This window comes from Agrobacterium sp. (assembly GCF_059499945.1).
Genome location: NZ_JCABZP010000003.1, coordinates 61246 through 79372 on the forward strand (window position 1 = coordinate 61246; position 18127 = coordinate 79372).

At 60.1% G+C, this 18127-nt stretch carries 17 protein-coding genes; 9 read left to right on the forward strand and 8 right to left on the reverse strand.

Annotated features, from left to right (window positions below; all coding sequences use genetic code 11):
- Positions 1-20: 20 nt before the first annotated feature.
- The gene (locus tag AC5I5B_RS02425; protein WP_080866284.1) at positions 21-3167 is read right to left on the reverse strand and encodes an efflux RND transporter permease subunit; all 3147 of its coding nucleotides are present in this window, start codon (positions 3165-3167) and stop codon (positions 21-23) included.
- Entirely contained in the window at positions 3164-4312 is a 1149-nt protein-coding gene (locus AC5I5B_RS02430; protein ID WP_495752295.1) for an efflux RND transporter periplasmic adaptor subunit, read from the reverse strand. The genes AC5I5B_RS02425 and AC5I5B_RS02430 overlap by 4 nt, the downstream gene beginning before the upstream one ends.
- Positions 4313-4536: 224 nt before the next feature.
- Between AC5I5B_RS02430 and AC5I5B_RS02435 the strand changes: the two genes are divergently transcribed.
- From AC5I5B_RS02435 to AC5I5B_RS02455, 5 genes are all read left to right on the forward strand, one after another.
- Positions 4537-4947 carry a carboxymuconolactone decarboxylase family protein gene (locus tag AC5I5B_RS02435; protein ID WP_495752296.1) on the forward strand — a complete coding sequence of 137 codons (411 nt, stop codon included), beginning with the start codon at positions 4537-4539 and terminating at the stop codon, positions 4945-4947.
- Between the two features lie 100 nt (positions 4948-5047).
- Entirely contained in the window at positions 5048-7522 is a 2475-nt protein-coding gene (locus AC5I5B_RS02440; RefSeq protein ID WP_077998920.1) for an ATP-dependent helicase, read from the forward strand.
- A 104-nt stretch (positions 7523-7626) separates the two neighbouring features.
- The gene (locus AC5I5B_RS02445; protein WP_087744553.1) at positions 7627-8439 is read left to right on the forward strand and encodes a glycosyltransferase family 25 protein; all 813 of its coding nucleotides are present in this window, start codon (positions 7627-7629) and stop codon (positions 8437-8439) included.
- A 271-nt stretch (positions 8440-8710) separates the two neighbouring features.
- Complete coding sequence (locus AC5I5B_RS02450; protein ID WP_111834739.1) at positions 8711-9193, forward strand: DMT family transporter; 483 nt, start codon at positions 8711-8713, stop codon at positions 9191-9193.
- The gene (locus tag AC5I5B_RS02455; protein ID WP_111834738.1) at positions 9190-9615 is read left to right on the forward strand and encodes a DMT family transporter; all 426 of its coding nucleotides are present in this window, start codon (positions 9190-9192) and stop codon (positions 9613-9615) included. Before AC5I5B_RS02450 ends, AC5I5B_RS02455 begins: the two co-directional genes overlap by 4 nt.
- Positions 9616-9678: 63 nt before the next feature.
- On the opposite strand, the gene AC5I5B_RS02460 is transcribed toward AC5I5B_RS02455, so the two are convergent.
- Positions 9679-10950, reverse strand: a complete 1272-nt coding sequence (locus tag AC5I5B_RS02460) for a DUF2778 domain-containing protein (RefSeq protein WP_099086068.1) — start codon at positions 10948-10950, stop codon at positions 9679-9681.
- 456 nt (positions 10951-11406) lie between these two features.
- Between AC5I5B_RS02460 and pncA the strand changes: the two genes are divergently transcribed.
- Positions 11407-12033, forward strand: coding sequence for a bifunctional nicotinamidase/pyrazinamidase (gene pncA, locus AC5I5B_RS02465; protein ID WP_111781808.1), 627 nt, complete (start codon positions 11407-11409; stop codon positions 12031-12033).
- 151 nt (positions 12034-12184) lie between these two features.
- Here the strand turns inward: pncA and AC5I5B_RS02470 are convergent, their stop codons facing one another.
- Positions 12185-12421, reverse strand: a complete 237-nt coding sequence (locus tag AC5I5B_RS02470) for a DUF2164 domain-containing protein (protein WP_004430806.1) — start codon at positions 12419-12421, stop codon at positions 12185-12187.
- 179 nt (positions 12422-12600) lie between these two features.
- Between AC5I5B_RS02470 and AC5I5B_RS02475 the strand changes: the two genes are divergently transcribed.
- Positions 12601-13320, forward strand: coding sequence for an AzlC family ABC transporter permease (locus AC5I5B_RS02475; protein ID WP_060725086.1), 720 nt, complete (start codon positions 12601-12603; stop codon positions 13318-13320).
- Positions 13317-13631 carry an AzlD family protein gene (locus tag AC5I5B_RS02480; protein WP_004430802.1) on the forward strand — a complete coding sequence of 105 codons (315 nt, stop codon included), beginning with the start codon at positions 13317-13319 and terminating at the stop codon, positions 13629-13631. The genes AC5I5B_RS02475 and AC5I5B_RS02480 overlap by 4 nt, the downstream gene beginning before the upstream one ends.
- On the opposite strand, the gene AC5I5B_RS02485 is transcribed toward AC5I5B_RS02480, so the two are convergent.
- Positions 13628-15469 carry an aminopeptidase P family protein gene (locus AC5I5B_RS02485; protein WP_111834737.1) on the reverse strand — a complete coding sequence of 614 codons (1842 nt, stop codon included), beginning with the start codon at positions 15467-15469 and terminating at the stop codon, positions 13628-13630. The two genes, AC5I5B_RS02480 and AC5I5B_RS02485, sit on opposite strands and share 4 nt — an antisense overlap.
- A gap of 295 nt (positions 15470-15764) precedes the next feature.
- On the opposite strand from AC5I5B_RS02485, the gene AC5I5B_RS02490 reads away from it, so the two are divergent.
- A complete protein-coding gene (locus tag AC5I5B_RS02490) occupies positions 15765-15938 on the forward strand; it encodes a hypothetical protein (RefSeq protein WP_003522343.1) in 174 nt (57 codons plus the stop codon).
- Positions 15939-16087: 149 nt separating this feature from the next.
- Here the strand turns inward: AC5I5B_RS02490 and AC5I5B_RS02495 are convergent, their stop codons facing one another.
- From AC5I5B_RS02495 to AC5I5B_RS02505, 3 genes are all read right to left on the reverse strand, one after another.
- The gene (locus tag AC5I5B_RS02495; protein ID WP_004430796.1) at positions 16088-16966 is read right to left on the reverse strand and encodes a 50S ribosomal protein L11 methyltransferase; all 879 of its coding nucleotides are present in this window, start codon (positions 16964-16966) and stop codon (positions 16088-16090) included.
- 80 nt (positions 16967-17046) lie between these two features.
- Entirely contained in the window at positions 17047-17655 is a 609-nt protein-coding gene (gene sco, locus AC5I5B_RS02500; RefSeq protein ID WP_004430794.1) for a cytochrome oxidase assembly protein Sco, read from the reverse strand.
- 140 nt (positions 17656-17795) lie between these two features.
- Positions 17796-18092 (reverse strand): hypothetical protein, encoded by a 297-nt coding sequence (locus AC5I5B_RS02505; RefSeq protein WP_223564867.1) that lies wholly within the window; start codon positions 18090-18092, stop codon positions 17796-17798.
- Between the last annotated feature and the right edge of the window lie 35 nt (positions 18093-18127).

An 18127-nucleotide genomic window follows, 5' to 3' on the forward strand; every position in this document is an offset into this window, starting at 1 on the left:
ATCCGTTACGAAATTCCGTCCTATTCCGCTGCGAGCAACGGCTTGTCCTCCTCCAGCGCCTTGCGGCGGGCGGCAAGTTCAAGCTCGCGATGGAGGCGGATTTCCTCATCCGCCTGCGGCTTGGCAAAGCGGGCGATGAGCAGATAGGAGACCGGCGTGATATAAAGCGTCACCAGCGTCGCGAAACCGAGACCGCCGACAATGACCCAGCCGAGCGCGATGCGCGCTTCCGCGCCCGCGCCCTGCGCCAGCACCAGCGGCACACCGCCGAGAATGGTGGCGATCATCGTCATCATGACAGGACGCAGGCGGATGCTGGTGGCCTTTTCAATGGCTTCCCGTACGGTCGCGCCCTGATCGCGCAGATGATTGGCGAATTCCACGATCAGGATGCCGTTCTTGGCCATCACGCCAACAAGCAGCACAAGACCGATCTGACTATAGACGTTGAGGCTCGATCCGGTGACCAGCAGCGCGATGACGGCGCAGGCAAGGCCGAGCGGCACCGTCGTCATGATGATGACCGAACTCAACACGCTTTCGAACTGCGCGGCCAGCACGAGGAAGATGATGGCAATGGCAAAACCGAAGGTCAGCAACATGCCGCTGGAGTTCTCCTCAAGCGTCGCCGCCTCGCCGAGCGGCAGCAGACGGGCGCCGGGCGGCAGGACGGATTGCGAAAGCTCGTTCACCTTCTCCAGCGCCTGACCGAGCGAAACACCGTCCTTCAGATTGGCCGTGAAGCCGACGGAGGGAAGCTGCTGCTCGCGATTGAGCTGCGGCGCGACCGCATTTTCCTTCAGCGAAGCAATGACCGACATCGGCACGATCTTGCCGTCGCCCGTTTTCAGGAAGACATTTTCAAGATCGGTCGGATCATTGATCGGCCGGGTGGAGGACAGGAGCCGCACCGGGATTGCATCGCCATCCACGAAAACGTCAACGACCGAGCGTCCTTCCAGCAGCGACTGCATGGCGCGTGACAGCCCGGTGATATCGATGCCGAGATCGGAGGCGCGCTCGCGGTCGATGGAAACGGAAAGCTGCGCCTGATTGGGCTCATTGTCGAAACGCGGCGTATCGAACAGGCCGCTTTCCTCCATGGAAAGCAGCAGTTTCTGCGTCGCCGCCGTCAGCGCCGCATAGTTGCTGCCGACCATCGCCATCTGCAAACCGTTGCCGGCGCCACGAATACGCAGGCTGTTCGGCTGCATCGCACTGCCGCGCAGCGCCGGCACCTTGTTGGCGGCGGACGTGACGTCAGCGGCGATCTGATTCTGGGTGCGCTCGCGATCGGCCCAAGGGGCGAGCGTCAGCACCATGAAACCGGTATTGGAGGAACCGTTCATGCCCGTGATGGAATAGATATTGCGGATTTCCCCGCTGTCGCGCAGCGGTTGCAGATTTTCCTCGATGCGCTGCAGCTGGTCGCGGGTATATTCAAGGCTGACGCCCTGCGGCGCGGTAACCCGCATCATGATCGAGGCACGGTCCTCGCGCGGCGTCAGCTCGTTCTGGATCATGCCGAAGGCAATCCACGACAGACCCGAAAAGATCAGCGCCACGATAATGACGATCAGCGGATTGTTCAGGCAGGCGGAAAGCGTCGACTTGTAGGTGGAGGCAAAGACATTGCCAAACCAGGCGAGCGGTCCCGTCTGTTCCTTCAACCCCTCCTTCAGCATGCGGGAAGCCAGCATCGGGCAGAGCGTCAGCGCCACGATGGAGGACAAGCCCACGGCGAAGGCCAGCACGAAACCGAATTCGCGGAACAGGCCGCCAAGCTGGCCCGGCAGGAAGGAGAGCGGAATGAAGACGGCGGCTAGCGTTGCCGTCGTTGCGATGACCGCGAAGAAGACTTCCTGCGTGCCGAGAACGGCAGCGGCGCGCGGCCCCATGCCTTCCGCCCGGCGGCGCACGATATTTTCCAGCACCACGATGGCGTCATCGACCACCAGACCGGTCGCAAGAACGATGGCGAGCAGCGTCAGAATATTGACCGAAAAGCCGACCATGTAGATGGCGACAATGGTGCCGATCAGCGCCACCGGCATGGTGATCGCCGGAATGAGGGTGGCGCGCCAGTCGCGCAGGAAGAGATAAAGCACGACGACGACGATGATCGCCGAAAGACCGAGCGCCAGTTCGACCTCGTGCAGCGCGCCTTCGATGAAGACGGCGTCATCACTGGTGACGACGATGCGTGTGCCTTCTGGCAGATTGGCCGACATGGCATCGACGGCGGCCTTCACGCCGGTGGAAATATTGAGCGTGTTGGACTGCGCCTGACGGATGACACCAAGACCGACACCCTGCACGCCATTGGAGCGCAGCGAGGTGGATTCGTCATCCGCACCGAGCATGACGGTTGCCACGTCGCGAAGGCGGATATTGTTCTTAATGAGAAGGTTGGAAAAATCCTCGGGCTTCGTCAGGCTCGCCGTGGCGCGCACGACAATGTCCTGCGTCGTGCTTTTCAGCGACCCCGCCGGCACGTCGAGTGCCGCGCTGGCGAGCGCGTTGGAAACATCGGTCACGGTCAGACCACGGCTGGCGAGTGCTGCCTGATTGAGATCGACGCGAAAAACCTTTTCCTGATCGCCATAAAGCTCGACATCGGCAACGCCGTCGACAGCAGCCAGACGGTCGATGATCTCGTCATCCACCAGCTTGGTCAGATCTTCCATGCTGAGCGTCGACGAGGTGACGGCAAGGCGCATGATCGGCTGGCTGTCGGAATCCGCCTTGATGATCTGCGGCTCGTCGGCATCATCGGGCAGCTGATTGGTGACGCGGCCAATAGCGTCACGCACATCGTTGGCCGCAACGGCCATGTCGACATTGTCGCCAAATTCCATCGTCACGCGGCTGGTGCCGAATTGCGAGTTGGAAGCGATGGATTTGATGCCGCTGACACGCGCCACCGCACCTTCGATGGTCTGCGTCACTTCCTGGTCGATCGTCTCAGGTGCAGCACCTTCATAGGTGGTCCTGACGCTGATCGACGGCCGGTCGACGTCGGGCAATTCGCGCACCTCGACGCCAACCAGAGCGGCGAGACCAGCCACGACCAGCAGCGTGTTGAGGACCGCCGCCAGAATAGGCCGGCGCACGAACAATGCGGTAAAAGCGAGCTTGGAATCCTGACCGGAAGGCGACTGCGTCATTGGCTGGCGACCTCCTCCGGTTTCGGCTGTTCGCCGACGCGGACAGCACCGCCTTCACGCACGCGCTGAAGGCCCTCGATCACGACAGGCTCGCCTTCCGCCAGCTCCGCCTTGACGAGAACCGCATCAGGGTTGCGCTGCACGATCTGCACCCGAACCTTGTTCGATTTGTTGTCGGTGACGCGCCAGACATAGGAGCCTTCCGCATCCCACTGCACGGCCAGAGGATCGACCGAAGCATAGGTCTCCCCGGCAAAACGCATGGTGACGCCGAAGGACATGCCGGCCCTCAGCTCGTCCTTCTCGTTACCGAACTTCGCCCGGATGCGGATCGTGCGGCTTGCTTCATCGACACGGTTGTCGACAGCTTCGATTTCACCCTTGAAGTTTTCGCCGGGACGCGAAATGGAGGTCGCCTCCACCGGCATTCCGACCTTGATCACGGTTGCAAACCGCTCGGGCGCCCAGAAATTGACGAGAATTTCCGACCGGTCGTCGATGCTGACGATGGTTGACTGCGTGGTAACGTTGTCGCCGATATTGGCGGCGACGATACCGGCCACACCCTCAATCGGCGCGACGATGTCGCGGCGCCTGAGATTGAGTTCGGCGGTGCTGAGCGCCAGCTTGGCGGACTCCTCGGCAATCTGCGCATCCATCACATCGAGGCGGGAGACGGATTTCAGGTTCTTGTAGGAACTGGATTTTTCAATCGCGCTGCGCAGCGCGACCTGCGCCTTGTCGCGTTCGATCACCTGCTCTTCGTCATCGAGCCGCGCAAGCACCTGCCCCTTCACGACGCGCGCGCCGGCGGCCGTGCGGATTTCTGAAAGCGTGCCCGATGTCTGCGGCATGACGACGACCGACTGGATCGCCTGGCCGTTGCCGATGGCGTTCAGCCGGTCATTGACCGTGCCCTTTTTCACGGGAGCCGTCACCACCAGGGTGGCGTTGCCGTTGCGCCGCGAACCACCATTCTGGCCTGCGGGCGAGCCGGCCGCTGCGACTTCTACCGCGCCTGCCGGCGTTTTGCCGAGCCCCATGCTGGCGAGCACATTGCGGGCTTCGGGCGAATAAAAGCCCCAGAGACAGAGCCCTGCTCCCACCACGGCCAGACTGACACCCACCTGTTTCCAGACCCGCATATAGTTCTCCGGTTGATCATCGCAGCATAAAGCAGCCCCTAAAGCGCAGGCTTCGGGACAGCAGCAGTATTCCCCCTCGTTTAAAACGAGGCAACGCACAAATCCGTTTCTTACGTAATTGTAATTTGTGATGGATTCTCGTCGAGCACACGACGAAGGCCATTTTTATCGCAAATATTCTTCAGCGCGGTAATCTGCCCACAGGAAAAGAACCGGAGGAAGCCATGAGCACCGTAACGAAAGTACAAAATCCCGAAGCCGATCCGCGCGTCAAGGCGGTATTTGACGACATCCGCACCACCCGCAAGTCGGGCTTCATCAATAATATGTGGCTCTACCTCGCCTTCGATCCTGACCTTCTGGAAAAGACATGGGCCGAGGTCAAGGCGGTGATGGCGACACCTTCGGCGCTCGACCCCGTGGTCAAGGAAATGCTTTACATCGCGGTGTCCGTCACCAATGGCTGCTCCTATTGCGCCCATTCCCACACGGCCGCCGCCAAAGCCAAGGGCATGACCGGCGAGCAGCACGCCGATCTCCTGCGGGTCATCGCGCTTGCCGCCAAGACCAACCAGCTTGCGGTGGCGCTGCAAGTCCCGGTGGATGCCGCTTTTGATGCCGACAGGCAGGCATGAAGCAAAAAATGCCTTGGAATAGGCGTTTTGACCGATGATACCGGAATAAAAGCAGAACGCGGTTCTGGCCTTTATATCCCGAATCACTACATTGGGCCGCATGAGCAACAGTTTCGACGATATGCCGTTCTTCGATGAAGAACCCGTGACGCCGCGCAGAGCGACGAATAATGCAGGCGCGGAAAGCGCCGGCGGGCTCGGCATTGCCGCCCGCGCGATGGCTGCGCGCGATCAGACGCGTGCTGCGCCCGATTATCTTTCCGGCCTCAACCCGGAACAGCGCGACGCCGTGGAAACGCTTGACGGACCCGTTCTTGTCCTTGCGGGCGCCGGCACCGGCAAGACCCGCGTTCTGACGACCCGCATCGCCCATATTCTCGCGACCGGCCGTGCTTATCCCAGCCAGATCCTTGCCGTGACCTTCACCAACAAGGCGGCCCGCGAGATGAAGGAACGTATCGGCGTTCTGGTCGGCGGCGCTGTCGAGGGCATGCCCTGGCTTGGCACCTTCCACTCCATCGGCGTCAAGCTTCTGCGCCGCCATGCCGAACTCGTCGGCCTGAAGTCGGATTTCACCATTCTCGATACGGACGACGTGGTGCGGCTGATCAAGCAGCTCATTCAGGCCGAAGGTCTCGATGACAAGCGCTGGCCGGCAAAGCAGTTTGCCGGCATGATCGACGGCTGGAAGAACAAGGGGCTGACGCCGCCGGATATTCCGGAGGGTGACAGCCGCGCTTTCGCCAATGGCAAGGGTCGCGAACTTTACACCGCCTATCAGAACCGGCTGAAAACACTGAACGCCTGCGACTTCGGCGATCTTCTGATGCACCCGATCAGCATCTTCCGCCGCCACACGGATATTCTGAAGGAGTATCACCAGAAGTTCCGTTACATTCTGGTGGACGAATATCAGGACACCAATACGGCGCAATATATGTGGCTGCGGCTTCTCGCGCAGCGCGCCAAGGACGAGCCGCAGAACGTCTGCTGCGTGGGTGACGATGACCAGTCGATCTATGGCTGGCGCGGCGCGGAAGTGGACAATATCCTCCGCTTCGACAAGGATTTTCCCGGCGCCAAGGTCATCAAGCTCGAACGCAACTATCGCTCCACCGAGCATATTCTCGGCGCAGCCGGGCATCTGATCGCCCATAATGAGGGCCGTCTCGGCAAGACGCTGTTCACCGAACGCAGCAGCCCTGACGATGAAAAAGTCGTTGTGCATGCCGCCTGGGATTCCGAGGAGGAAGCCCGCGCGGTCGGCGAGGAAATCGAACAGCTTCAGCGCAAGAACCACAAGCTGAACGACATGGCGATCCTCGTTCGCGCCTCCTTCCAGATGCGCGAATTCGAAGACCGTTTCGTGACGCTCGGCCTCAATTATCGCGTCATCGGCGGCCCACGCTTTTATGAGCGCCTCGAAATCCGCGACGCCATGGCCTATTTCCGCCTCGTCTGCCAGCCGGCCGACGATCTGGCCTTCGAGCGGATCGTCAATACGCCGAAGCGCGGCCTCGGCGATACGACCATCCGCAACCTGCACGACTATGCCCGCGCCCGTGATATTCCGATGCTGGCGGCAGCCGCCGATATCATCGAGACCGACGAGCTGAAACCGAAGGCCCGCAAGGCGCTGTTCGATGTGGTGCAGGATTTCCGCCGCTGGCAGGGTCTCCTGGAAAATACCGAGCACACCACGCTTGCCGAGCAGATTCTCGACGAAAGCGGCTATACCGCCATGTGGCAGGCCGACAAGACGGCCGAAGCGCCAGGCCGGCTGGAAAACCTCAAGGAACTCATCCGCTCGATGGAGGCCTTCGAGAGCATGCGCGGCTTCCTCGAGCATGTGGCGCTCGTCATGGATGCCGAGCAGAACGAAAATCTCGATGCCGTCTCCATCATGACGCTGCATTCCGCCAAGGGCCTGGAATTCGACACCGTCTTCCTGCCCGGCTGGGAGGAAGGCCTGTTCCCGCACCAGCGGGCTCTGGACGAAGGCGGTCGCTCCGGTCTGGAGGAAGAACGCCGCCTCGCCTATGTCGGCATCACACGCGCCAAGAAGCTCTGCCATATCTGGTTCGTCTCGAACCGGCGCATTCACGGGCTGTGGCAATCCACCCTGCCCTCGCGGTTCCTTGATGAACTGCCGTCGGCCCATGTGGATGTCGCGGCATCCGACAGCAATTACGGCGGTTATGGCGGACGCGGCGGCTACGGCCAGTCGCGCTTCGACAAGGCCGACCCCTTCACCAACAACTATTCCACCCCCGGCTGGAAGCGCGCGCAGCAGAACCGCAGCGACGCCACCCGCGACAATTGGGGCACCCGCTCCGGCCATGCGGTGGAACGAATCGGTTATGGCGAGAGTGGCCCGCGCACCCGTACGATAGAGGGCGAGCTGGTGGCGAAATCCGTCGCGGACAAGCCGTCGAAATTCTTTGTCGGCGACCGCGTTTTCCACCTCAAATTCGGCAACGGCAATGTTTCCGCCATCGAAGGTAACAAGCTGACGATCGACTTCGATCGCGCCGGACAGAAGCGCGTGCTGGATGGATTTGTGGAAAAGGTTTGATTCGACAACTATGAGTGCCCGCAGACCGCTTTTTCCGTAGCCCACGTCATGCCGTTGCAATAAAGGAGTTGCAATGGGGATGTGAAAACCGGGTGAGGACTGCTTTGCATATATTACCGAAAAGCCAGCGCAAGCTTGCGGTTTTCCTGATCAACATGGACAGCGCCACCAAACGCCTCGCGGATATGAACGCCCGCCTTGACGCCATGGGGCTGAAGGCGGAGCGCGTCCCCGGCGTCAATGGCAGGGAGCTGAATTACCCGATCCCGGAATTCAGCGAGATTTCCTACATGCTCATGCATGGCCGCCGCACCTCGCCGCCGGAAATCGGCTGTTATCTCAGCCATGTCGCCTGCGCCCAAAAATTCACGGAAGGCGACGCCGATATAGCACTCATCCTTGAGGATGACGTGGTCTTCGATGATGATTTTCTCAACGCCATCGATGAGGCGGTGCTGAACGGCGGCGACTGGGATCTGCTGAGGCTGACAACGGTCAGCAATGGCCGGAAATTTCCGTTCCGCCCGCTTTCCAATGGTCGTTCGCTCGCCATTGCGATCACGCGGGAAAAAGGGTCGGGAGCCTATCTCGTCAACCGCCGCGCCGGAAAATGGATATCGAAACTGATCCCCATGCGGCTCGCCTATGACATCGCATTCGATCTGGAATATCTCGCGGGCCTCAAGGCGGCGTTCATCTCCCCGCTTTGCGCCACGCAAGATGCGGACGGAGAAAGCCAGATCCAGAACAATCTGCGCATCTACCGCCTCCCGCGCTGGCGTTATTTCACCGTACTGCCCTATCGCGCCTTTCTGGAAACCAGTCGTTTCCTGCTGCGCGGCATCCGCTTCGTCATGGCGAAGGCGAAGGTGGCTATGGGAGGCGGCAAGGGCAAGACCGCTCCAGCCAGTCATTGAATTATCTGTCTTACACTTCGCCGGGCGTGAACCCGACAAGATAGACGGCCGCGACCACGGCTGCGATAAGGAAAATCGAAACGACGAAAATCGTCATCCGGTTCAATGGTTTGCGCGTCGTTTTCTTCATGCTGCAATAATGCGCGGCAGGGTGGCTTGTTCCGCAACGCACAGGATAATGTCGCGTGAAGCAGCAAAGCGGCGCAATTCGATTCCGCTTCAGGCACATATCGGCTAAAGCTCGGGTTCCTCTTCAGCTTTCCGGCCCGCCATGACAGACACGACGCATCCACGCCTCAACCCGCTGCATCTTGCCGCCGCCTTCGCCAGCGGTTGCCTTTTGACATTGATGGTGCATTTCAACGGTCAGCTTGCCCATTACGGCAATGCGCTGTTTTCCTCCTGGACAGCGCATGGAACCGGCACGGTGGCCGCCCTGATCTATCTCGCCATCATGCGCCCGAAGAAAGACGCAGCAGCACCGGCAAAACCGAAAGCGCCGCTCTGGGCCTATTGCGGCGGGGTGGTGGGTGCCGCCATCGTCATCCTCACCTCCACCGCCGTCAATTCGCCGCTGGCGCTTTCCGGCACCATTGCGCTTGGGCTTGGCGGACAGGTGATTTTCAGCCTCCTGGCTGATCTTTTCGGCCTCTTCGGTCTGCCCAAAAGAAAGCCGGACCTGCGGGACATGGCGGCGGTGGCGCTGATCCTGTGCGGCAGCGCGCTTATCATCCTTGTGGGGAGAACGGCATGATACTCTGGATCGCCATGGCCTTTGCCGGCGGCGTCTTCGTGGCGCTGAGCCGCCAGATCAACGGCCGCCTCAGCCTGTCGAACTCGCCGCTCATCGCCTCCTTCTGGAACCACATTGTCGGTTTTGGTGTGCTGACCGTCATCGGCCTTATTGTCGGCGGCCTCATTCCGCCGGGCGCCGCCGATGCGCCATGGCTCGCCTTTATCGGCGGCCCGATCGGCGTCGTTTTCATCGCTTCGGGAAGCTGGCTCATACCGCGCATCGGTGCGGTCAATACCGCCCTTCTGGTCATCAGCGGCCAAATGGTTTCAGGCGTGGTTCTTGATCTTTTCAGCGATCATCCGCCGAAAATCTGGGCAAGCGCACTTGGGATTCTGTTGATCCTGGCCGGCATGGTGCTGACACAGCGGCGCAGTCGCTAAAGCATTTTCAGTAAAAATGCGCAGCGGTTTTACGTCCGGAAAATGCGTAGAACTTAAGAAAGCTCAGGAGTCGCTGCCTCGCGAGAACATGCCGATCAGGGTCTTGCCGCCGCTTTTACCGCCGCTGCTGGCAAGTGTCGGCCGGTTACCGTTCAGTTTCGGCACCACCACCATGCGCTTGACTTCGCCGCGTTTGAAGGCCGCAAGGAAGCGCGAATAATCGCGGAACACAACGCAGCCGTTCGATTCACCGCGTTTTGCCAGCATGTAGGTGTGCGCCAGAAGACCGTCGCGGCCGTGCGGGTTGACGCCGCTTTCCGGTGTCAGACGAATGGCTTCGACTCCGTGGAACCGCGCCTCGCGCATCGTCAGACGATAGCTGGAGGGCGGCGTCGAACCGCGCATTCTCACATGCACGTAATCGGGGTTGTCGCGCATCTTGCCGATGCCGGAATGCGCTTCCAGCTTCTCGCCGTTCGGCATGTGCACGACACCGGAGGAAATATCGTAGATCGCCGTGCCGTTGCCGCGATCCGGCCACGGAACCGCATCCATCTTGCTCGGCTCGCGTATCGGATTATCAGGCTTTGCAAAGGCGAGCATGGCGCCGGTGCTCTGCTTGGGCGGCGCAGGTGCGCGCAGGGGAACCGGCGCATCAAAAGCAGGCGCCGAAGCAACCTCGGCCCTGGACGGTGTGGCAGGACGCGGTGACGGCTCGACCGCCTGAGCCGTCGCGACTTCAGGCCGGAAACTCGGCAGCGGCACATCATCGGGCAGCAGGCTGCTTGCTTCTTCCTCGATCTGCGGCCGCGCCAGCGCCACTTCAAATGCCGGATGCTGCGGAACGGCGCTCTGATAGGCGACCTCGGAGGTGCGTCCAAGCGCCGAATCGACGATTGCCGAAGGCTTGAGCGCGGCGAGTTCCTTAACGGTCGCCTGCCCTTTCGCGTTCGCTGCCGCGCCGAAGCGCTCGCCGAATTCCTTCGCACCAATCTCGGGCATGATGCCGGCAAGGCGAACAGCCTTCTGCTGGCCGTGGCTATGGTCACTCAAACGGGAAAACTTGCGGATGTGAATATCTCGCGCGGCCGTGCGGACAATCGCCGTTTCAGCCGAATCGAGCCTCGTCACCAGGGTCTTTTCAAACTGTCCGACACCATGCGAGGCAGCGGCCATGCTATGCAGCGAGGCAAAGGCTGCGACTGCGAAAAGGCTGGCAAAAACGCCGCCGCCGAGAAGCGCGGACATCCGTCCGAGCGAAGAGGATTTGCCTCTCTTGGCGGAAGACGAACCGGCAAAGCCGGCACCATTATAGGCCGCAGCAGAAAACGCCATGATACTCGTTACTCGAACCGTTCACGCATACCCGGCCGACGCCGGAGGGATTTTGGGACATCCGAAGAGCGGGCGGACACCACGCCGGTTTCGGAATTGACTGGTTCGAAGCATGACGAATTATGGTAACCAAAGTGTTTACGAGTCCCTGCAAAAATATTTCGTTAAGGTCTGCGCATTGTAAGGCGAAGGCAAAACAATGACTTGCGCGGGTACTGCGTGCATCCGCACTGCATCGTCCCGGGAAATACCCCTTAAAGGAGCGCCATCGGCCTAAAAATTTCCGTCGCCGCATTGTCAGGTAAATTCCGACTTGGCCGGAAATTTGCTGCAAATGCGGCAGGACTGCGACAGGGCAAGCCCCTGCCGGAAACACCCATGCTTACCGGAGAAATCGAAAGGGGCTTGATCCGCCAAAGCCGGCTTGGCATCCTGCCCTCAAAAGGGAGGCACATCATGAAGGCGCTGCTGCTCATCGATATCCAGAACGGGTTTTGCCCGGGCGGCAATCTGGCCGTTGCCGATGGCGACAGGGTCGTGCCCATCGCCAATGCCCTGATCGACAATGGCGGCTACGATCTCATCGTCGCCTCGCAGGACTGGCACCCGGAAAATCATGGCAGCTTCGCCTCGCAGCATCCCGGCAAGAAACCTTTCGACATGGGCGAACTCTCCGGCAAACCGCAGATGATGTGGCCGGACCATTGCGTGCAGGGTACACCGGATGCGGAATTCCACCCTGATCTCAAGACGGAAACCTTCGATTACATCCAGCAGAAGGGCGAAAACCCCGCCGTCGACAGCTATTCCGCCTTTCGCGACAATGATCAGGGCGCGACGACGGGACTGGCCGACTATCTGAACCGCCAGGGTATCACGCAACTCGACGTCTGCGGCCTCGCCACCGATTACTGCGTCAGCTTTTCGGTGCTCGATGCCCTCGACATGCTGCCTGATGTGAAGGTGCGTTTCATCGAGGATGCCAGCCGCGGCATCGATCCGCAGGGCATCAAGGCCGCGATTACCACCATGCGGGAAAAGGGCGCAATCGTTCTCAAAAGCCGCGACATTCTGCGGGACTGAAGAACACTGGGCTTACCACTCTCCTCATCCCTGTGCCCGTCACAGGAATCCAGCCGACGCGCGTCTGCGCGGCGAGAGAGTCTTTCCAGCCCAAGGACTTGGGCTGGCTGGATCCCTGTGACGAGCACAGGGATGAGGAAGGAGAGTGCCGTTACCGCGGCTTCGGTTTCTCCAGAACGTCGATATCGCCTGCTGCATCCTCAAGGCGTCTCAGGATCGCGGCATGCGCATCCCTGAGCCCCTCATTATAAAAAACATGCCCCAGCTCCTCTGCCAGAAAGTCGACGAAGATCTCCGCCTGCAGATGGCCGATCTCGGTTTCGGTCTCACGGGCAAGATAATCCCTGATACGTGCGGCCAGCGCGGCCTTTTCCTGCTTTTCCAGCATCGATCTTCCATCGTCTGACTGTTGAGGTGCACGAGAAGACGGCGGTGAAGCCGGCCCGGCACCGGCCATATGGGGCGATACCGTAACGGAAGCTTCAAGTTAATCAATCGATCCATTCATGCAATTCGTTTGCCAGCCGGACGGGACGGCGATAGAGCGGCGGCAAGGAGTTTCCAGACATGTTCAATGCAGATTTTCGCGAGGGATTGAAGAGCGGTTTCCCGATCGCCCTCTCCGCCGCCCCCTTCGGTGCGCTGTTCGGCGCCGTCGCAGTCGATAACGGGCTGAGCGTCACCGAAGCCACGATCATGAGCGGCACCGTCTATGCGGGTGCAAGCCAGCTCGTTGGTATCGAACTGTTCGGCCAGAAGGTTGCCCCCTGGCTGATCGTTCTTTCCGTCTTCGCCGTCAATTTTCGCCATATCCTCTATTCGGCCGCCATTGCCCGGATGATCTCGAACTGGTCATTCCTGCAAAAAGCCGCTGGTTTCTTCGTGCTGGTGGATCCGCAATTCGCCGAATCGGTCAGGAAATATGAAAATACCGGCACGGTCGGCTTTTCCTGGTACATGGGCTTTGCCGCGCCCGTTTATGTGCTGTGGCTGGCCATGACCATTCTCGGCGCATCGCTCGGCAATATGGTCGGCGATCCGAAAGCCATTGGCCTCGATGTGCTGCTGCCGATCTATTTCATGGGCATGGTGCTGAGCTTCCGTCAGCGGGAGAATTTCTACCCTGTCATGCTGGCAAGCGCGGTTGGCGCAACGGTTGCCTATCACATCGTCGGCTCCCCGTGGCATGTGAGCCTCGGCGCGGTCGCCGGAATTCTCGTTGCGGTCCTTTATCCGCCAAAACCGAACGGCGCATCGAATTCTGAAAACGGGGTGGAAACGCCATGAGCGACATGCTGCACGCCGATACGCTGATCCTGATCGCGCTCGCCGCCATCGCCACCTACCTCACCCGCATCGGCGGCTATGTTCTGATGACGCGGATGAAATCCATCCCGCCACGCATGGAGGCGGGACTGAACGCCGTTCCGGTCGCGGTTTTGACCACGCTCGTCGCACCCGCCTTTTTTGAAGGCGGATACGAGGTGAAGATCGGCATGGTGGCAGCACTTCTGGTCTGTCTGCGGTTTCCCGGCCTGACGATGCTGGCCGTCGGCTGGGCCATCGTCATCGCCATCAGGCATTTCGGGCTGCTTTAAGCGACCCGCTCCAATGGCTTCGTTGCGGCAACGAGCCACGCCTTAACCTCCTCGTCGGTGATCAAGGGAGAAAGCTTCTCCAGAACCCCGGCGTGATAGGTGTTCAACCAGTCGAGTTCTTCGTCGGTCAAGAGAGCGGTGACCACCAGCCTGCGGTCGATAGGGCACCATGTCAACGTCTCGAAGGAGAACATCGGCTGGTCACCGCCGGCGACCTCTTCCGCCTCGCGCACATAGATGAGGTTCTCGATGCGGATGCCAAAAGCGCCGGGCCGGTAATAGCCCGGCTCGTTCGACAGGATCATGCCGGACAGCAGTTCCTGCGTCGAAAGCCTTGAGATACGCTGCGGCCCCTCATGCACCGAAAGATAAGAGCCGACGCCGTGGCCGGTGCCATGGGCGTAATCCGCTCCCGCTTTCCAGAGCGCGATGCGCGCCAGCGGGTCGAGATCGCAACCACGCGTTCCCTTGGGAAACCGTGCGGTGCTGATGCCGATCATGCCTTTCAGCACCAATGTGAAGAAACGCTTCTGCTCCTCCGGAACGGCGCCGATCGCAATCGTGCGGGTGATGTCAGTGGTGCCGTTGACATATTGCGCACCGGAATCGACGAGGAACATCTCCCCATCCGCAAGTGTGCGGTCCGTATCCGTCGTGACGCGGTAATGGATGATGGCGGCATGTTCGCCGGCACCTGAAATCGTGTCGAAAGATACGTCCTTGAGCGGGTTTTGCAGCCCCTGCCCCACCTTGACCCGAGCGGCCTCGAGCGCCCTGACGGCGGCAATTTCGGTGACGCTGCCGGGCTGCTGACGGTCCAGCCAGCAGAGATATTCGACCATGGCCGCCCCATCCTGCACATGAGCGGCTGCCGAGCCGGCCAGCTCCGCCTTGTTCTTGCGCGCGCGCGGCAAGCGGACAGGATCAGCCTCCTCGATCAGGGTGCCGCCCGCCGCGGTAATCGCGCCGGTCAGCGCCACCGGCGTCAGATCGGCATCCACCATGACGCGACCTTTAGCGCTGGCAATGGCATGCAGGCGGTCGGCGATTTTCGAAGGCGGCAATTGTGTCGCGAGCTGCGCCAGATAAGCCTCGGTCTCAATGCCGGTCTTCCGCTTGTCGAGAAAAATATCCGCCCTGCCATCCGCATAGATGATGGCGCGCGCGAGCGGATGCGGCGTATGCGGCACGTCATTGCCGCGAACGTTGAAAATCCAGGCAATGGACGACGGATCGGTAACCAGCAGGGCATCTGCGCCCTTTGCCGAGACCGTTTCCGCCAGCGAGGCGATCTTTTCCTTCGCCAGCTTGCCGGTAAAGGCCTCGGGCTGGATAACGACGGGCTCCAGCGGCTCGGATGGACGGTCCTGCCACAGGACATCAAGCGGGTTCTTTTCGAGGAGAACGACCGAACCGCCTTTGCCGGCAAGCACCTTTTCCAGTCGCTTCAACTCCGCGCCGGTGTGCAGCCACGGATCGATGCCGAGCCGGAAACCCTGTGGAGCATGTTCGGCCAGCCAGACGGAGGGCGGCGCGCCAACCAGATCGCCGCCGCTGAAGATCGATTGATCGACCTGCGACTTGAGTTGCGTTGTGTAACGGCCATCGACAAAAACCACCGCCTCCGCGCGCGTCACCAGCGCAATGCCGGCGGAACCGGTAAAGCCGGTCAGCCATGAGAGGCGCTCGGCGCACTCAGGCACATATTCTCCCTGATATTCATCGGCGCGCGGCACCAGAAAACCGTCGATGCCGAGGGCGTCGAAACTGGCGCGCAGCGCCTCGACACGGGCCTTGCCGAATTGCGGCGCGGATTTGTTTTCGAAGGTCTGGAACATGAGCGTCTTTCGGGAACTGTCATGAGAAAAACTGTATGATCGCGCCATCAAACCGTTGGCGCGGCACGACAATGCCATGCGGACAAAGCCGGTTTCAAGCCATATATGACAGATGGGATTGCGACGATAAATTGTGCATGTTTCGCGAAATAAGTAATACTCAAGGCAATATGTCATGCGAAAAACGCATATCTACCCTGAGATATCCCCTCTAACCAAACAAAAACACATCGCTTATCTTCAGGGCAACACAGCGAGAGAGAGACACTCTCATGGCAAACAAGGATTTGAAGCAATGGCAAAATCTTTCCTCCGCACCGCCTTCGATCGCGTCGTTGAAGCACGCGAGCGTCAGGTCAGCCGCCACGTCAACGCCGCCCTTCTGAACCTCGACGACAAGTCGCTGGAAGCGCTCGGCATGAACCGCGCCGATCTGCGTCGCAAGGCAAAGTCCAGCTACGTATTCTGATAGTGTCCGGTGCGGAGATCCTCCCTCCGCCGCGCCGAACAGGAATACGTCGACCCGCTTGAGCAAACTCCTCCCATCTGCTCGCGGGTTTCCAGGCGGCGCGAAAGCGCCGCCTTTTCTTTTACCCCGAAAGGGATGCTGGGGAAGCTTCAGTCCTTGCGCAGGTGCAGCGTCACCCAGCCATTACGCCAGATCGTGCGGACATGGGAAAGCCGCGCGCCATTATAGGCGGAAAGCACTTTCCAGCGCTGTGACGCCAGAATGCCCGACAGGATGACGGTGCCGCCGGGCGCCAGATGCGTGACGAGCTGCGGTGCCATCTTGATAAGCGGCCGCGCCAGAATATTGGCAATGATGAGATCGAACGGGCCATGCTTGCGGAAAGCGTCCGAGTGGAAACCCGGCGCGGTCTCCAGCGCAAGCCCGGAGACGATACCGTTCAGCCGCACATTCTCCTTCGCCACCTTCACCGCGATGGGGTCGATGTCGGTTGCAAGCACGGGAATTGGACGCATCTTGCGTACAGCAATCGCCAGAACGCCGCTGCCGGTGCCGAGATCCAGCGCATTGCGCACCGTTCTCGCCCGCAGAACTTCCTCGATCATCTCAAGGCAGCCGGCCGTCGTGCCATGATGGCCCGTACCGAAAGCCTGCCCCGCCTCGATTTCGATTGCCAGATCGTTCGCCTGCACCTTATCGCGATCATGGGCGCCATACACGATGAAGCGCCCTGCCCTGACCGGCTTCAGCCCCTCGAGCGACTTGGCGATCCAGTCAACGTCAGGAACGGTCTCCTTCTCGATGACGAGACCGGGAAAGGCAGGAGCAAGCAGCGCGCTGACACGCTCGCGGAACTCTTCTTCCTGTTCAGCCATCAGATAGACCGAGGCTTCCCAGATATCGCGCTTTTCATCCACCTCGGTGGTGGCAATCGCGACATCCTCCTCGCCGAAATAGTCCGACATGAGATCGAGGATTTCACCCGCCTGGATTTCGGTCGTGGTGACGTAAAGTCGGATTTCGCTCACGGCGGGCTGCTTTCTCTGGCTAATAGTTCTGTGTCTGCCTTTGCCACAAAACCGCAGTCAGTCCAATAAGCCGCGCGTAATTAAACCTTCGTACCCTTCAGAAGATTCTGAAGTTTCTGCTCGGCGACATCGGGATTTTCCCCATAGGCAATCGTCCCCGCAAAGCGGCCATTGGCATCGAGCAGGATGACGGACGCCGTGTGATCCATGGTGTAATCGCCATTCGGATCCTTCTCGTCCACCGGCACCTTCTTGGCATAGATGCGGTAGCCCTTCAGCGTCTCGGCAATCTTGTCGGCCGGGCCGGTGATGCCGGTGATCCGCTTCGAGACGTTGGAGACATATTGCTGCATGATCTCAGGCGTATCGCGCTCGGGATCGACGGAGACGAAATAGGCCTGCAGCTTGTCGCCGGCCGGGTCCACCTTCTCCATCCAGCCGTTCAGCTCGAACAGGGTTGTAGGGCAGACCTCCGGGCAATGGGTGAAACCGAAGAACAGCGCTGTCGGCTTACCCTGAAAGGCTTTTTCGGTAATCGGCTGGCCGGTTTGCGCCGTCAGTTCGAACGGCACGCCATAGGCCGTCTCCACCATCTGCTCCCGGGTTTTCGTCATTTCGATCGTCAACCAGCTGACGACACCGGCGAGAACGAGCACGACAGCCCACAATACGATGCGAATATTTCTCATTTTCCAATCCTACCCCGAAAGCCGGCGGCATATCGCAGGCTCTGGCAGACAGATAACGAAAGGCGGTGGCGACGGCAAATCAACTGGACGTATTTGAGCCGACCGCGCTGATTTGTCACAAATCCGCAGCCGAAAAAACGTCAGAGGCACCAGGCGATGCCGCTCTGCACCGTAGACAGGAAAATATCCGTGCCGTGCCGCACCCAGCCGTCAAAGGCAAGAAGCACGATGGCAAGCGAGGCCACAGCCGCAAGACTTGCCAGAATAAACTTCAGCGGATGGGAAACGAGCGCGTTCATATGCCTATCATAACCTGTTTGCGTGGGCGCGAAAACCGCCAAAATACTGGGTTTTGCCGGCAGGCGCGGGGCAATTGTTAGGGAAAGTTTAAAATCTTGCTGTGCATTATGACCATAGCGGTTTTTAAGCCTCGACATGATGTCTCCCGGTCCATTATCCGGCTACCGCATAA

Coding starts and splice junctions, on each gene's coding strand:
- AC5I5B_RS02480 (WP_004430802.1), top strand. CDS start 13,317: ATGAGCGACATGCTGCACGCCGATACGCTGATCCTGATCGCGCTCGCC.
- AC5I5B_RS02470 (WP_004430806.1), bottom strand. CDS start 12,421: ATGCTGGAAAAGCAGGAAAAGGCCGCGCTGGCCGCACGTATCAGGGAT.
- AC5I5B_RS02505 (WP_223564867.1), bottom strand. CDS start 18,092: ATGTCGAGGCTTAAAAACCGCTATGGTCATAATGCACAGCAAGATTTT.
- AC5I5B_RS02490 (WP_003522343.1), top strand. CDS start 15,765: ATGGCAAAATCTTTCCTCCGCACCGCCTTCGATCGCGTCGTTGAAGCA.
- AC5I5B_RS02435 (WP_495752296.1), top strand. CDS start 4,537: ATGAGCACCGTAACGAAAGTACAAAATCCCGAAGCCGATCCGCGCGTC.
- AC5I5B_RS02460 (WP_099086068.1), bottom strand. CDS start 10,950: ATGGCGTTTTCTGCTGCGGCCTATAATGGTGCCGGCTTTGCCGGTTCG.
- AC5I5B_RS02450 (WP_111834739.1), top strand. CDS start 8,711: ATGACAGACACGACGCATCCACGCCTCAACCCGCTGCATCTTGCCGCC.
- AC5I5B_RS02425 (WP_080866284.1), bottom strand. CDS start 3,167: ATGACGCAGTCGCCTTCCGGTCAGGATTCCAAGCTCGCTTTTACCGCA.
- AC5I5B_RS02475 (WP_060725086.1), top strand. CDS start 12,601: ATGTTCAATGCAGATTTTCGCGAGGGATTGAAGAGCGGTTTCCCGATC.
- AC5I5B_RS02440 (WP_077998920.1), top strand. CDS start 5,048: ATGAGCAACAGTTTCGACGATATGCCGTTCTTCGATGAAGAACCCGTG.
- sco (WP_004430794.1), bottom strand. CDS start 17,655: ATGAGAAATATTCGCATCGTATTGTGGGCTGTCGTGCTCGTTCTCGCC.
- AC5I5B_RS02485 (WP_111834737.1), bottom strand. CDS start 15,469: ATGTTCCAGACCTTCGAAAACAAATCCGCGCCGCAATTCGGCAAGGCC.
- AC5I5B_RS02455 (WP_111834738.1), top strand. CDS start 9,190: ATGATACTCTGGATCGCCATGGCCTTTGCCGGCGGCGTCTTCGTGGCG.
- pncA (WP_111781808.1), top strand. CDS start 11,407: ATGAAGGCGCTGCTGCTCATCGATATCCAGAACGGGTTTTGCCCGGGC.
- AC5I5B_RS02430 (WP_495752295.1), bottom strand. CDS start 4,312: ATGCGGGTCTGGAAACAGGTGGGTGTCAGTCTGGCCGTGGTGGGAGCA.